The organism is Aeromonas sp. QDB20 (assembly GCF_027707805.1).
In the GTDB taxonomy this organism is placed as follows: Bacteria; Pseudomonadota; Gammaproteobacteria; order Enterobacterales; family Aeromonadaceae; genus Aeromonas; species Aeromonas dhakensis.
Map to the genome: position 1 here is coordinate 1 of NZ_JAPCJC010000025.1, position 12673 is coordinate 12673.

Here is a 12673-nt window from a genome sequence, read left to right on the forward strand (position 1 = left end):
AAGCGAGCTCATCAGGTTGGCGTGTTCTGCCGTGCTGGTGAGGGCGCATTATAGGGAGGCGCGTCGCGATGACAAGGCTTTTTTTGAAGAAAGTCACGGAAATCTCAAATTATCCAATTAGAAACAGCTTACTCAGTGTATATATACAATGTTATCCACAACCCAATGATTTCAGACCCCTTTTATCATCATTTAAGTGGGTCTTCCTCCCGCAAGGGATGCCATACTGGAACGGATAATGTGTCCCGAATGGTCCATGGTAGCGCCCGGCTGGAAAGCTGGTTACCATGGAGGTGAATAGAGTGTTGCACCTTTTTTGCTTTCATTTACAAAAGGTCTTTAAAGATGAATTTATCCAAGTTTCCCGTTTATGTGCAGGCAGCCATCCTTGCCCTGGTGTTGGCACTGGTTGGTTATCTGGTTGCCCAGGCACTGCAATTTTCTTTGAAAGCCGAAGTGATTTTTGCTGTGGGTCTGGCCATCGGCGGTTTCGTGGTACCGCTGTTCCTCAACAACCGTGCGCCCGCCGGCGCCACTGAACAGGCCTCCAATCAGGAGACCTGCACCTTATATGTAGGCAACCTGCCATACCGTGCCAATGAGATAGCCGTGCGTGAACTGTTTGCCGAACAGGGCCAGGTGATCTCTGTTCGTCTGATGAAGGACAAGGCCACCGGCAAGCGCCGGGGATTTGGTTTCGTAGAGATGCCTGCTGCGGACGCTGCCAAGGCGATCGCAGCGCTCAACGACAAGGAGTATCAGCAGCGCACTCTCAAGGTGCGCGAAGCCAATGACAAGCGGGATAAAGATGAACGAGAAGGCAACGAGGTTGACGCCTGATCGGCAACCGATCGTTTGTTAGAACCTGACCTCTTCGAGTGATGACAGCCCCCAAGCTTGCAAGGGGGCTGTCAGTTTCTGGGTCTGGGCATCCAGCCGGGTGCAATAGGCGCTCCCCCCGACATCTTCCATCCGCGTCGGTGTCGTGACCAAACCAGTCAACAGGTGAGCCACCCGTTTGGCAACCGCACTGCCGGAATCCACCAGTTGGCACGCAGGCATCAGCTGCCGTATCTCTTCATCCAGCAACGGGAAATGGGTACAGCCCAACACCAGGGTATCCGGGTGTTCTTCCCCTTCCAGCCAGTCCGCCAGCACTTCCCGCAGCAGCGCCATATTGACCGGCAGACCCGCCAGCTTGCGTTCGGCCTCGATGACCAGCTCGGTCGCCCCCTTGAGCAACACTCGCTTGCCCGGCGCAAACTGGGCGATAAGCTCGTGGGTGTATTCACGGCTGACGGTACCCGGTGTCGCCAGCAGACCGATGCAACCGTTGCGGGTAAGCGCGGCCGCGGGCTTGATGGCAGGCACCACCCCTACCACGGGAATAGCCAGAGCCTCGCGCAGGGCAGGCAGCGCTATGGTGCTGGCGGTGTTGCAGGCGATCACCACCAGATCGATATGATGACGAGCCACCATGGTAGTGACCAGTCGGGTGCAGGCAGCAATCAGGGCAGGCTCGCTCAGCTCACCATAGGGGAAGTTGGCGTTGTCGAAGCAATAGAGATAGTTGTGTGCCGGCAATGCGCGGCGGATCTCGCGGTAGATGGTCAGCCCACCCATACCGGAGTCGAACACGAGAATATTGGCCACTTGAGCTCCCCTTTGGTGCAAGGCGGCGATCATACTCCCGCCCACCGCCAATAGAAAAGGCCCCACCAATGGCGGGGCCCCTCATTTATACAATCACGGTCGGGATCAGAGTGAGTAGTCGACCGTCACGTAATAGGCACGCTCGTCGGCCGGGTAGCCCACCGCAGTCTGGTACTCCTTGTCCAGCAGGTTGTTGATCTTGCCGGAGACCTTCCAGGAAGGCGCGACCTGATAACCCACTGCCAGGTTCCAGACACTGTAGCCCCCCAGCTGGGTCGTGTTGGCCGCGTCGCCATAGCGCTCGCCCTGATAGATCCAGCTCAGGGAGCCATCGAACTGCTGCCACTGTGCCTGGGTCACCCACTTGGCCCCCTTGCGGGAGATCAGCTGCAGCTGTTTGTCGGTCACCTTGTCCTTGGGATCCTTGTACTCGGCAGAGACCCGGTGGCTCAGCCAGCCGGTGTCAAATTCCCCTTCCAGCTCGACACCCTCGATCCGCGCCTTGCCAACGTTCTGAGGACTCCAGAGGCTGTTGGAATCACTCGGATTAGTGGGTGCCCACTGGATCATCTGCTCGAAGTCATTGCGATAACCGGTCACACGCCACTCGACGCCGACAGTCTGGCCATCAAGCATCAGCTCGCGGCTCTTCGACTCTTCCGGCTTCAGGTCAGGGTTGCCTGATCTCGGGTAGTAGAGGTCATTAAAAGAGGGGGCGCGGAAGCCGGTGCCGTAACGGGCACTGAGGCGATAATCCTCCGCGAAGCGCCAACCAGCCCCGGTCTGCCAGGTGTTGTGACGACCAAACTGCTTGTTGTCGTCACTGCGACCGCTCAGCTCGGCCTGCCACGTCTGGTTGTCAAACTGGGCCAGAGCATAGAGCCCGGTGTTGTCGCGCTCGTCGGCATCGCTCGGGAAGGCGGTGCCGGAGGAGCGGGAACTGGCATCCAGCATGTCACGCTGCCAGTCGGCGCCGCCACCCAGGGTCCAGTTCTCGTCCAGCTTGACGTTGTTGACCCAGTTCAGGGTGTACTGACGGGTATAGAGCCGGTCAGTGGCCTGATCGCGGCCGCTGCTGTCCGGGTAGTCGTAGGCATCCTGTTTGGAGAAGGCACCGCGCAGTTCGCTCAGGTAACGCTCGTCGTGATAACGGGACCCCAGCTGGTAGCTCTGATTCTCGGTCCAGGTTTCGTTGCGCTGATGGTAGGCCGGGCCCCAGGCAGAAGCGGCGGACGATCGGTCGTACTGGGCAATGTTGCGGAACCAGCGGGTCGTGCCGAACAGATCCCAGTTGCCGGTCAGCGCATGCTGATAGTCCAGCATGGCGTTATAGCCCCGGTGACCGTGCTTGTCGCCATCGTTCACCCCTGCGATGGGGTGGACGTTGTAGCCGGTCTCGTCATCGAAGCCCCCGGCAACCTTGAGCTGGCCAGCTTCACCGATCTGGCTGGCGCTGCTGAAGGCGGCCTGGCGCTGTTTGTGAGAGCCGGCACCGACATTGAATTTGTGCTTGTTGGTCGCGGGATCGGGACGGGTGATGATGTTGATCACCCCGCCGATGGCATCCGAACCATAGATAGTGGCACGCGCACCGCGGATATATTCGATGCGCTCCACCTGGTTGAGCGGCAGGTTGTTGAGCTCCGTCATCCCGGCAGTCAGGGAGGCGCTACGCACCCCGTCCACCAGCACCAGGGTCTGGGAAGAAGTGCCGCCACGCACCCGCAGCGAGCTCAGCTGGCCACGGCCACCATTGCTCACCACTTCCACGCCGGGCAGGGTCTTGACCACATCGGTCACGGTCTGGGCTTGCAGACGGTCAATCTCGTCACGGGTCACCACGTTGACGGGAGCCAGCACACTGGAGGCAGGTTGGGCGACACGGGTGGCGGTCACCACCATGGTGGGGTTGACGGGGATAGTCAGTGGCTGGGCAAAGGCCGCCGTTGGCAACAGGGCAGCCGCCAATAATTTCTTGGACATGAGAGATCCTTAAGTTCGCGTAAGCATCTACTTCGTGGCCGGTTTCTCTCGGCCCGAAATACGAACTTTGGCAGGTCTTCGGGCTGGGGGGCTGATGGCCTACGGCGACGGCTTCCCACCCGATGGCAGTGCCCTGATGTCGCTTCGTTCCCCCTTACCGCTGCGCGCCAGCTCCGGATTTTCACCGGATTCCCTATTAAGCATGATGCGCCAAAGCGCAGGGATTATAGGCAGAGCGGAGGTGGATGTATAGCCATCCAGATTTCTATTTCTTGCCACCCAGTGCCGCCAATCGCTGCTTCGCCCCTGCCATCACCGCCTGCACACCGGGATGGGAGAGATGACGACCGGCCGACACCAGATAGTAGGAGAGCGTCACTTCGGTCAGGGTTGCAATCCGTTCGACACCATAGAGCCGCGCAATCTCCTCGGCCATGGCCAGCGGCGCCGGGAAGATCCCCATCCCCGCCTTGCCGAACGACTTCATCAGAGTCGAATCATCGAACTGGCCGACCAGATGAGGATGAATGCCCTGCTGCCGATACCAGGCCAGCAGGCTGTCATGGGTCGCCGACTTCTCTCCCGGGATCAGCAGCGGCAGTCCCTCGAGGGAGGCAGGAAAATCCTGCCGTGCCCTGGCAGCCAGCTCGGGGCTGGCAAACAGCGCCAGCGGGCTGCGTCCCAGCTCGTGGTTGTAGCCACGCACCCCGCTGTCGGGGGGAAGCGGGCGATCGATCAGCACCATGTCCAGCTTGTGGCTGGCCAGCTCGCTGAACAGCTGCTCCGCCCGCTCTTCATGGCACACCAGGCGCAGCGGGGTGGCCAGCGCCATGGCAGGCGCCAGCAGCTCGAACGCCAGGGTACGGGGCACGGAGTCGGCAATCCCCACCTGCATGGTCAGCTCCTGGCTGGCATGGCGCAGGGTATGCTCGAGATCGGCGCCGAGCGAGAAGATGGCGCCAGCCTGTTCGAGCGCCTGACGACCGGCGGCGGTCAGGGCAAGCCGCCTGCCTACCCGGTTGAACAGCGCTACCCCGAGGGAGAGCTCCAGCTCGGCCACCTGGCCGCTGACGGTCTGCGGCGTGAGGTGCAACTGTTCGGCGGCCCGCGTCACACTACCGCTGCGCGCCACGTGCCAGAAGTAATAGAGCTGTTTATAGTTGAGCATCGGGTCCCTTATCAGTTTCTACCGAACAATCATCAATCAAAATCTGATTTTATCGAAACATCTTGCACTCTAGCATGCAACCACCCTGTGAATTGCCTCCTGCGAACTCCCATGCTGGATGTTGTTGTACTCTTTTTCCTGTTTGGCCTGCTGGCCGGTCTGGTGCGCTCCGAGCTCAAGCTACCGCCCGCGCTCTACGATACTCTCTCCCTCTTTCTGTTGCTGGCCATCGGCCTCAAGGGCGGCGTCGGTCTGGCGCAGCAATCCCTGCAACCCTTATTACCGCAACTGGCGCTAGTGATCCTGCTCGGCATGCTGCAGACCCTGGCCGGGTTCGCCGTGCTACGCCTCAAGATGAGCCGGGTCGATGCCGCCGCCACTGCCGCCCACTACGGCTCGGTCAGCGTGGCGACCTTTGCGGTCGGGGTGAACTGGCTCACCGAGCGCGGCATCAGCTTCGAATCCCAGCTCTCCATCTTCCTGGCGGTGATGGAGATCCCCGCCATCTTGGTCGGCATCGTACTGGCCCAGGGAGTGAGCCGGCAGACCCGCTGGCGCCGACTGGCCCATGAAACCTTCCTCGGCAAGGGGGTCACCCTGCTGCTGGGCGGCATGGCCATCGGTTATCTCGCCGGTCCCGACGGGATTGCCCCGCTCAAGCCCCTGTTTGTCGACCTGTTCAAGGGGGCGCTGGCGCTGTTCCTGCTGGAGATGGGCCTCATCGTCGCCCGCCAGTGCCAGGACCTGCGCCGCCATGGCCTGTTCCTGCTCGGCTTTGCCCTGCTGATGCCGCTCGCCTCGGCTGGCCTCGGCCTGGTGATCGGCCAGCTGATGGGGCTCTCCCTGGGTGGCCTGACCCTGCTGGCCACCCTGGCAGCCAGCGCCTCCTATATCGCCGTGCCGGCCACCATGCGCATCGCCGTGCCTCAGGCCAATCCGGGCCTGTCGCTCAGCGCCGTGCTGGGGGTCACCTTCCCGTTCAACATCATGCTGGGGATCCCGCTCTACCACAGCTGGGCCCGCCACTTCATGGAGTAGCCACATGCAGACCGAGATCCGTACCCTGCTCACCGTCATCACGGAAGCAAACCTGGAACCCACCCTGCTGCGCACCCTCACCCGCGAGGGGCTGCGCGGCTACACCATCACCGATGCCAGAGGCCGCGGTGACCACGGTGAGCGCAACGCCAGCTGGAGCGAGAGCGGCAACATCCGGCTGGAAGCGATCTGCAGCCGCGAACAGGCGGAGCGCCTGCTCGCCCACCTGCAGAGTCGCTACTACCCCGACTATGCCATGGTCGCCTTTTTACAACCGGTCGAGATCGTCCGACCCGAAAAATTCTGAGCCGGCTTGCCGGCTCTTTTTGCCACCCAGAGACAAACGTTTTACTGCAAGGAGTCATAGCCATGAACACCCCTCCCCTGATCGGCCTGGTAATGGGATCCGACTCCGACTGGCCCGTGATGCAGGCTGCCGCCCGCATCCTCAAGGAGCATGGCGTCCCCTATGAGGCGCGCGTGGTCTCGGCCCACCGCACCCCGGATCTGCTGTTTGAATATGCCGCCAGCGCCCGTGAGCGTGGCCTGCGCGCCATCATCGCCGGGGCTGGCGGCGCCGCCCATCTGCCGGGCATGGTGGCCGCCAAGACCACCCTTCCGGTGCTGGGTGTGCCCATCCCGACCCGCCAGCTCAAGGGGATGGACTCCCTGCTCTCCATCGTGCAGATGCCCAAGGGGGTGCCGGTCGCCACCTTCGCCATCGGCGAGGCGGGCGCCGCCAACGCCGGCCTGTTCGCGGTCTCCCTGCTCTCCGTCGCGCAAGACGGCGATGCCCCTCGCTACCAGCAGCAGCTCGACGGTTTTCGCGCCAACGAACGCGACCGGGTGCTGGCCCTCACGCTGGAGGACCCGGCATGATACTGCCACCCGCCACCCTCGGCATGCTGGGGGGCGGCCAACTGGGCCGCTACTTCGTGATGGCCGCCCACCGCCTCGGCTACAAGGTGGTGGTGCTGGATCCCGACCCTGCCAGCATCGCCGGCGCCGCTGCCGATCATCATATTGTTGCCGCCTATGACGACCCGACCGCACTGCACGATCTGGCCAGCCGCTGCGCCGCCGTCACCTGCGAGTTCGAGAACGTGCCGGCCACCGCCCTGGCCCTGCTGGAGCAGTACCAGCCGGTACGACCGGCCGCCGGTGCCGTGCGCATCTGTCAGGATCGCCGCGAAGAGAAGGCCTTCCTGAGCAGAGCCGGCATCCCGGTCGCCCCCAACCAGACGCTGCAGCCGGGTGAGCCGCTGCCCGAGCTGCCGGATCACCTCTTCCCCGCCATCCTCAAGACCGCCCGCGAGGGGTACGACGGCAAAGGCCAGTGGACCATTCAGGCCGCCGACCAGCTGCCGGCAGCGCTGGCCGCCAGCGGCGTCCCTTGCGTGCTGGAGAAGCGCCTGCCGCTGGAAGGGGAATTTTCCCTGACCCTAGCCCGCAGCCCGAGCGGTGCCATCGGTGCCCTGCCGCTGGTGCAGAACTGGCACAGCGGCGGCATTCTGGATCAGACCCGCTCCCCGGCCAACATGCCGGCGCTGGAAGCCGACGCCAGACGCATCGCCGAGCAGCTGATCGCCGCCCTCGACTACGTCGGCGTGCTGACGGTGGAGTTCTTCCTGGTGGCAGGCAAACTGCTGGTCAACGAGATGGCCCCCCGGCCCCACAATTCGGGCCACCCCAGCCTCGACAACGCCGAGTGCAGCCAGTTCGAGCTGCAGGTGCGCGCCCTGTGCGATCTGCCGCTGCCCGCCCGGATCGCCGTGCGCCCCGCCATGCTGCTCAACCTGCTGGGGGATCTCTGGCAGGCCGGCACGCCAGACTGGGCCGCCCTGCTGGCACTGCCCGGCGTGCATCTGCACCTCTACGGCAAGGGAGAACCCCGCCCCGGCCGCAAGATGGGCCATGTCACCATCACCGCCGCCGACTGGCCAACGGTGGAAGAGGCCTGCCAGCGGGTGCGCCAGCTGTTGGGGCTGCCGCCACACTGAGCCCTGAGCCGCGCACAAAAAAAGACCCGGGCCTGGCCCGGGTCTTTTCATTGCTTGCTGCGGTAAGAAGGTGATCAGGCCCGCTCCACCGATACCGGCGCCGGCAGGCGGATGGTGAGGGAGAGCACCAGCGCCACCACCAACAACACCAGGATCAGGTTGAAGGTCGCCATGAAGCCGCCAAACAGGGAGGCCACGATGGAGCCGATGATGCTGCCCAGACCAAAACCCAGATAAATGACGCCGTAGTTCTTGGTCAGGTTGTTGAGACCGAAGAAGTCGCTCACCAGCGAGGGGTAGACGGTGATGGTGCCGCCGAAGCTGAACGCCACACAGGCCACCGCCACGAAGAAGAGGTTGGCGTTGAGCGGCACGAACAGCAGCAGCGCCATCCCGGCCAGGGTAATCAGCTGGGCAATGGTGATGACCCGGATACGGGACATCTTGTCGGAGAGGATACCCAGCACCAGCCGGCCACCCAGGTTGGCCATGGCGATGATGGCGACGGCGTTGGCGGCGACCACGGCCGGCAGGCCCACCATGTTCTCGCCGATGTCCTTGGCCACGCCGATGACGTAGAGACCGCTCATGCAGGCGGTGAGGAACATCAGCGCCAACATCCAGTACTGCGGCTTGCGCATCGCCTCGGCCAGGGTGAAGTCGCGGCTCTCGCTCTGCTGCACGGCGGTGGCCTGCTTGGGCGCATCCTTCATCAGCATGCCACCCACCAGCACCATGGACATGGCGATCAGCCCCCACAGCTGGAAGGTGGTCTCCAGGCCGTTGCTGGAGAGCAGCAGCAGGTTGATGTATTTGAAGCCCAGGCTGCCGAGGCCATAGGCACCGATGGAGCAGGCGGAGATCAGCCCCTTGCGCTCCGGGAACCACTTCACGCAGTTGGAGAGGGTCATCAGGTAGCCGGTACCATCGGCAAAACCGACCAGGATGCCGGCGCAGAGGTAGAGCATCGCCAGGTTGCTGGCGTGGGCGGTGAGGAAGAAGCCGATGCCGAGCAGCACGCCGGCACCCAGGGTGACGTTGCGCACCCCGAACCGCTCCTGCAGCTTGCCCGCCAGGGAGGAGGCCACCGCCAGGGAGAGGCTGAGCAGGCCGAAGGCGAAGGCGACCTGGCTGACCGGCTCGTCCAGCTTGTCGGAGAGCTGGGCGTTGAACAGGCTCCAGGTGTAAACGGATCCCAGCGCGAACTGGGTGATGATGGTCCCCAACAGGGTGAGGTAGCGGGTGCGATTCAGATCGATGGTCATGATGCGTCTCGGTCAATGGCCTTAAGGAAACTGGGGCCACTATAGGCAAGACGCCAGTCCCGCCGACCGATTAAGGCATGAAATGCAGATCGGCGGGAATGAATGACAATCAGAGCCGCATCAGCTGACGGAACGCCTTGATGTTGCTGCGGCTGACCGGCACCTCGAACGGCAAGTCATGGAGCCGGATGAGATAGGTGCTGTTGAACCAGGGCACTATCTCGCGGATCTTGTTGATGTTGACGCAGTAGGAGCGGTGGCAACGGAAGAACCCCTCGGCGGGCAGCCGGCTGACGAACTCGCTGAGGGTCATGGTCATCACGTAGCGATCATCGCGGGTGTAGACATAGGTGAGCTTCTCGTCGGCTTCCGCGTAATAGATCTGCTCGCAGGGGGTGACAATGATGCGCTCCCCCTTCACCAGATTGACGGTGCGATTGTGTGGCGTGCCCGGCTCGCTCCCCTGCCCTGTCTGCGACTTGCCCGCCAGCTCGAGCTTTTGCAGCAGGCTGATGAGGCGCGGCTCGTTGTAGGGTTTGAGGATGTAGTCGAACGCCTCCAGCTCGAACGCCTCCACTGCGAACTCCTTGTAGGCGGTGACGAAGACGATGTGGGGCGGATGGCTCGACTTGTGCAGATTCTTGGCCAGCAGCAGGCCGTCGATGGAGGGGATCTGGATGTCGAGGAAGACCACGTCCACCTCGTGATCCTGCAGGTATTTGAACGCCTCCAGCCCGTCCTCAAAGCTCGCCACTATCTCGATCTGGCTGTGCTGATTCACCAGATAGATGAGCTCCTCGCGGGCCAAGTATTCATCTTCCACTATGATGGCTTTCAGCATGGCATCGACTCCTGATCCGGCAGATAGAAACTCACTTCGGTACCCGGCTCCAGCCGCTTGAGGTGCAGGCCGTCGCCATAGAGCAGCTTGACCCGCTGATGCACGTTCATCAGGCCGATGCTGCGGCTTTCCACCCGCCCGGCGGCGACCCCGTCGATCACCTCCTGGCTGATGCCGTAACCGGTATCGCGCACCGCTACCCGAATGCCGCCCGCCAGCTGCTTCACCTCGATGGTGACCCGACCCGGCGCGCTGCGGGGCTGGATGCCGTGCAGGATGGCGTTTTCCACCAGCGGCTGCAACAACAGGCTCGGCACCTGGATGTGCACGTCGTCCACCTCGAATACCACCTCCAGCTTGTCGCCGAAGCGGGCCTGCTCGATGGCCACGTAGTCGCGCACCTGCTGCAGCTCCTCCTGAATGTCGATGAGGGTGTCCCCCTTGTTGAGGTTGTAGCGCAGGTAGTCCGCCAGATTGGCGATCAGCTGGCGCGCCTGCTGGGGCCGAATGCGGATCAGCGACGAGATGGCATTGAGGGCGTTGAACAGGAAATGCGGGTTGATCTTGCTCTGCAACGCGGTGAACTCCGCCTTGCGGGTCATCTCCTTGAGCTGCTCGATGCGCGACACCTCCATCTGGGTGGAGATGAGCTGGGAGAGGCCCACCGCCATCTCCTTGAGGGAGCTGGTGATGCTGTGGGTGCGGCGGTAGTAGATCTTGAGGGTGCCGCTCACCGAGCCGTTTTCTCGCAGCGGAATAATGATGACCGAGTGGAAATCGGAGAGGTGATACTGGCGCAGATCGTTGTTGATGATGATCTGGTCCAGCAGCACCGCCCGCTGGGTCATGGCGCTGATGGCGTGGTGCTCGTCCAGCTCGTAGTAATCCTTGCCCACCCCCACATAGGCCAGCACGTCGCGGGTGTCGGTGATGGCCACCGCATCGGCGCTGATCTCGCTGCGAATGATGCCGCACACCTGGCTCAGGGAGTGACGATCGATGTTCTGGAAAAACGGCAGCGTCTTGTTGGCGATGTCCAGCGCCAGCTTGGCCTGCTTGGCGGCGATCAGCTCCTTCTCGTCATCCAGATCCTGTACCAGCTTGATGATGAGGCCGATACAGAGCGCCCCGGCGATCATCGGATAGGCGATGTGGCTGACGATCTCGACCCCCACCGCATGGGGCTCGGTCAGCAGCCAGATGAGCAGCATGGTCAGCCCCTCGCAGGCCATCCCCGCCAGGATGCCGTACAGCCAGAGCCGCGACTTGCGGCAGCGCAGGTGCAGCCAGGTCGCCAGCAGGCCAGCGATGATGCTGGCGATGAGACACGGGATCGAGGTGTGGCCATCCATGTCGATGAGGTAGCGGTGCAGACCCGAGATGACCCCGGCCGGAATGCCGACCCAGGGGCCGAACAGGATACCGCCGGAGATGATGGCGATGATCCGCACGTTGATGAGGGCCCCCTCCACCGGAATGCCGGTGTAGGTGCTGAACACCGCGAACAGGCAGAAGATGGCCGCCACCAGCACCAGTTCGGCCGGGGTGTGGTCCCGCTTCTGGAACAGCCGCTGGAACGGCCGGGTGCGGGTCAGGAAGAACAAGGTCATCAGCATCAGCGCCGCCCGTTCGAACACCGCCAACAACATCATCTGATTTTCGAGCATGAGACCATCCGACCGATTGCAACCAGGGAACACAACTGAATTATCTCTCGCCATGACACGTGGAAGGCAAGCATGAGGGACTGATCCCCTCATGATAAAGCACAGTAGTTTACCCCAGCCGACCGGATAGGGAAGGCCGCGACTCCCCCGGACGGGTGTGACCCCTTGTCGGGGTCAGGATGACAGCGTGGCCAGCCTGGCGGCGAAGCCCATGAAGAAGAGGCCGATGAGGCCGTTGCCGAGTCTGGCGAGGCGTACCTTGCGCGCAAAGAAGCGCGCCATCAGGGTGCCGCCGAAGATCAGCAGGGTCAGATAGACGAAGCTCATGGCCTCCAGCATGCTCGCCAGCACCAGGTAGGAGAGCCAGGTGTGGGCATAGTTGAAGTCGACGAACTGCACGAAGAAGGAGACGTAGAACAGGATCGCCTTGGGGTTGGTGAGGCTTAAGGTAAGCGCCTTGGAGAAGTAGCGCTCGCCGTGCTCGACCACGGACGCCTGCCCTTCCCGCCTGGCGATAAAGTTGGCGTGCAGGATCTTCACCCCGAGATAGAGCAGGTAGATGGCCCCCAGGTAGCGCACCAGGGTAAACAGCAAGGGGGTGGTACGAATGAGGGAGGCGATGCCCAGATAGGCGCAGAAGATCAGGATGGCATCGCCGACGAAGACCCCGAGGGCCGCCTGGTAGCCCGGGCCGACGCCGCGGCTCGCCCCGGTGCGCAGCACATAAATCGAGTTGGGCCCCGGCGCTATGATGATGAAGAAGAGCCCCACCAGATAGGTCCAGACATTGATGACCCCCAGACTCTCAAACATGGCGCGCCCCTCTGGACTTGGAAAACAGCCCGCTCAGGCAGGTCCAGACATTGATGACTCCCAGGCTCTCAAACATGATCCCTCCATGGCGGGTAGCGGCCCGCATAATGCGACGACGAGGTTTCTATACTAATCCTCCGCCCGCCGAGCACAAGCACCGAGCAATGATCCGTCATATCTGGACTGCACATCCCCGCACTCACCACTTTGTGGTGTCCAGATGCGTCGGGATCAGGCATGTTAAG

12 protein-coding genes and 1 riboswitch are annotated in these 12673 nt (G+C 62.5%); of the genes, 5 read left to right on the top strand and 7 right to left on the bottom strand.

Annotation, left to right across the window (positions count from 1 at the left end):
* Positions 1–345 precede the first annotated feature (345 nt).
* Complete coding sequence (locus tag PG897_RS19610) at positions 346–840, top strand: RNA recognition motif domain-containing protein (protein WP_005306971.1); 495 nt, start codon at positions 346–348, stop codon at positions 838–840.
* An 18-nt stretch (positions 841–858) separates the two neighbouring features.
* Here PG897_RS19610 and murI read toward each other — a convergent pair whose 3' ends face one another.
* The 3 genes from murI to PG897_RS19625 form a co-directional block, all read right to left on the bottom strand.
* Complete coding sequence (murI, locus tag PG897_RS19615; RefSeq protein ID WP_005306974.1) at positions 859–1653, bottom strand: glutamate racemase; 795 nt, start codon at positions 1651–1653, stop codon at positions 859–861.
* A gap of 105 nt (positions 1654–1758) precedes the next feature.
* Positions 1759–3636 carry a TonB-dependent receptor domain-containing protein gene (locus PG897_RS19620; RefSeq protein WP_201882078.1) on the bottom strand — a complete coding sequence of 626 codons (1878 nt, stop codon included), beginning with the start codon at positions 3634–3636 and terminating at the stop codon, positions 1759–1761.
* A gap of 52 nt (positions 3637–3688) precedes the next feature.
* A riboswitch (cobalamin riboswitch) is annotated at positions 3689–3866 on the bottom strand.
* A 35-nt stretch (positions 3867–3901) separates the two neighbouring features.
* Positions 3902–4804, bottom strand: coding sequence for a LysR family transcriptional regulator (locus tag PG897_RS19625; RefSeq protein WP_025202483.1), 903 nt, complete (start codon positions 4802–4804; stop codon positions 3902–3904).
* Positions 4805–4915: 111 nt separating this feature from the next.
* Between PG897_RS19625 and PG897_RS19630 the strand changes: the two genes are divergently transcribed.
* The 4 genes from PG897_RS19630 to PG897_RS19645 all read left to right on the top strand — a co-directional run bounded on the left by PG897_RS19630 (position 4916) and on the right by PG897_RS19645 (position 7842).
* Positions 4916–5842: a sodium-dependent bicarbonate transport family permease gene (locus PG897_RS19630; RefSeq protein WP_201882076.1), complete on the top strand. Its 927-nt coding sequence runs from the start codon at positions 4916–4918 to the stop codon at positions 5840–5842.
* Between the two features lie 4 nt (positions 5843–5846).
* Positions 5847–6149 carry a P-II family nitrogen regulator gene (locus tag PG897_RS19635; RefSeq protein ID WP_005306985.1) on the top strand — a complete coding sequence of 101 codons (303 nt, stop codon included), beginning with the start codon at positions 5847–5849 and terminating at the stop codon, positions 6147–6149.
* Between the two features lie 62 nt (positions 6150–6211).
* The gene (purE, locus tag PG897_RS19640; protein WP_005306988.1) at positions 6212–6721 is read left to right on the top strand and encodes a 5-(carboxyamino)imidazole ribonucleotide mutase; all 510 of its coding nucleotides are present in this window, start codon (positions 6212–6214) and stop codon (positions 6719–6721) included.
* Positions 6718–7842 (top strand): 5-(carboxyamino)imidazole ribonucleotide synthase, encoded by a 1125-nt coding sequence (locus tag PG897_RS19645; protein WP_201882074.1) that lies wholly within the window; start codon positions 6718–6720, stop codon positions 7840–7842. Before purE ends, PG897_RS19645 begins: the two co-directional genes overlap by 4 nt.
* A gap of 74 nt (positions 7843–7916) precedes the next feature.
* Here the strand turns inward: PG897_RS19645 and PG897_RS19650 are convergent, their stop codons facing one another.
* The 4 genes from PG897_RS19650 to leuE form a co-directional block, all read right to left on the bottom strand.
* Positions 7917–9107, bottom strand: a complete 1191-nt coding sequence (locus PG897_RS19650; protein ID WP_019839374.1) for an L-lactate MFS transporter — start codon at positions 9105–9107, stop codon at positions 7917–7919.
* Positions 9108–9216: 109 nt separating this feature from the next.
* Positions 9217–9948 (bottom strand): LytR/AlgR family response regulator transcription factor, encoded by a 732-nt coding sequence (locus PG897_RS19655; protein ID WP_017785110.1) that lies wholly within the window; start codon positions 9946–9948, stop codon positions 9217–9219.
* Positions 9942–11615, bottom strand: coding sequence for a sensor histidine kinase (locus tag PG897_RS19660; RefSeq protein ID WP_201882070.1), 1674 nt, complete (start codon positions 11613–11615; stop codon positions 9942–9944). Before PG897_RS19660 ends, PG897_RS19655 begins: the two co-directional genes overlap by 7 nt.
* 174 nt (positions 11616–11789) lie before the next feature.
* Positions 11790–12428: a leucine efflux protein LeuE gene (gene leuE, locus PG897_RS19665; RefSeq protein ID WP_025202475.1), complete on the bottom strand. Its 639-nt coding sequence runs from the start codon at positions 12426–12428 to the stop codon at positions 11790–11792.
* Between the last annotated feature and the right edge of the window lie 245 nt (positions 12429–12673).

Bases quoted from the DNA above. Each gene is read 5' to 3' on its own strand.
- PG897_RS19660 (WP_201882070.1), bottom strand. From the start codon at position 11,615: ATGCTCGAAAATCAGATGATGTTGTTGGCGGTGTTCGAACGGGCGGCG.
- PG897_RS19645 (WP_201882074.1), top strand. From the start codon at position 6,718: ATGATACTGCCACCCGCCACCCTCGGCATGCTGGGGGGCGGCCAACTG.
- PG897_RS19650 (WP_019839374.1), bottom strand. From the start codon at position 9,107: ATGACCATCGATCTGAATCGCACCCGCTACCTCACCCTGTTGGGGACC.
- PG897_RS19655 (WP_017785110.1), bottom strand. From the start codon at position 9,948: ATGCTGAAAGCCATCATAGTGGAAGATGAATACTTGGCCCGCGAGGAG.
- PG897_RS19630 (WP_201882076.1), top strand. From the start codon at position 4,916: ATGCTGGATGTTGTTGTACTCTTTTTCCTGTTTGGCCTGCTGGCCGGT.
- PG897_RS19625 (WP_025202483.1), bottom strand. From the start codon at position 4,804: ATGCTCAACTATAAACAGCTCTATTACTTCTGGCACGTGGCGCGCAGC.
- PG897_RS19635 (WP_005306985.1), top strand. From the start codon at position 5,847: ATGCAGACCGAGATCCGTACCCTGCTCACCGTCATCACGGAAGCAAAC.
- purE (WP_005306988.1), top strand. From the start codon at position 6,212: ATGAACACCCCTCCCCTGATCGGCCTGGTAATGGGATCCGACTCCGAC.
- leuE (WP_025202475.1), bottom strand. From the start codon at position 12,428: ATGTTTGAGAGTCTGGGGGTCATCAATGTCTGGACCTATCTGGTGGGG.
- PG897_RS19620 (WP_201882078.1), bottom strand. From the start codon at position 3,636: ATGTCCAAGAAATTATTGGCGGCTGCCCTGTTGCCAACGGCGGCCTTT.
- PG897_RS19610 (WP_005306971.1), top strand. From the start codon at position 346: ATGAATTTATCCAAGTTTCCCGTTTATGTGCAGGCAGCCATCCTTGCC.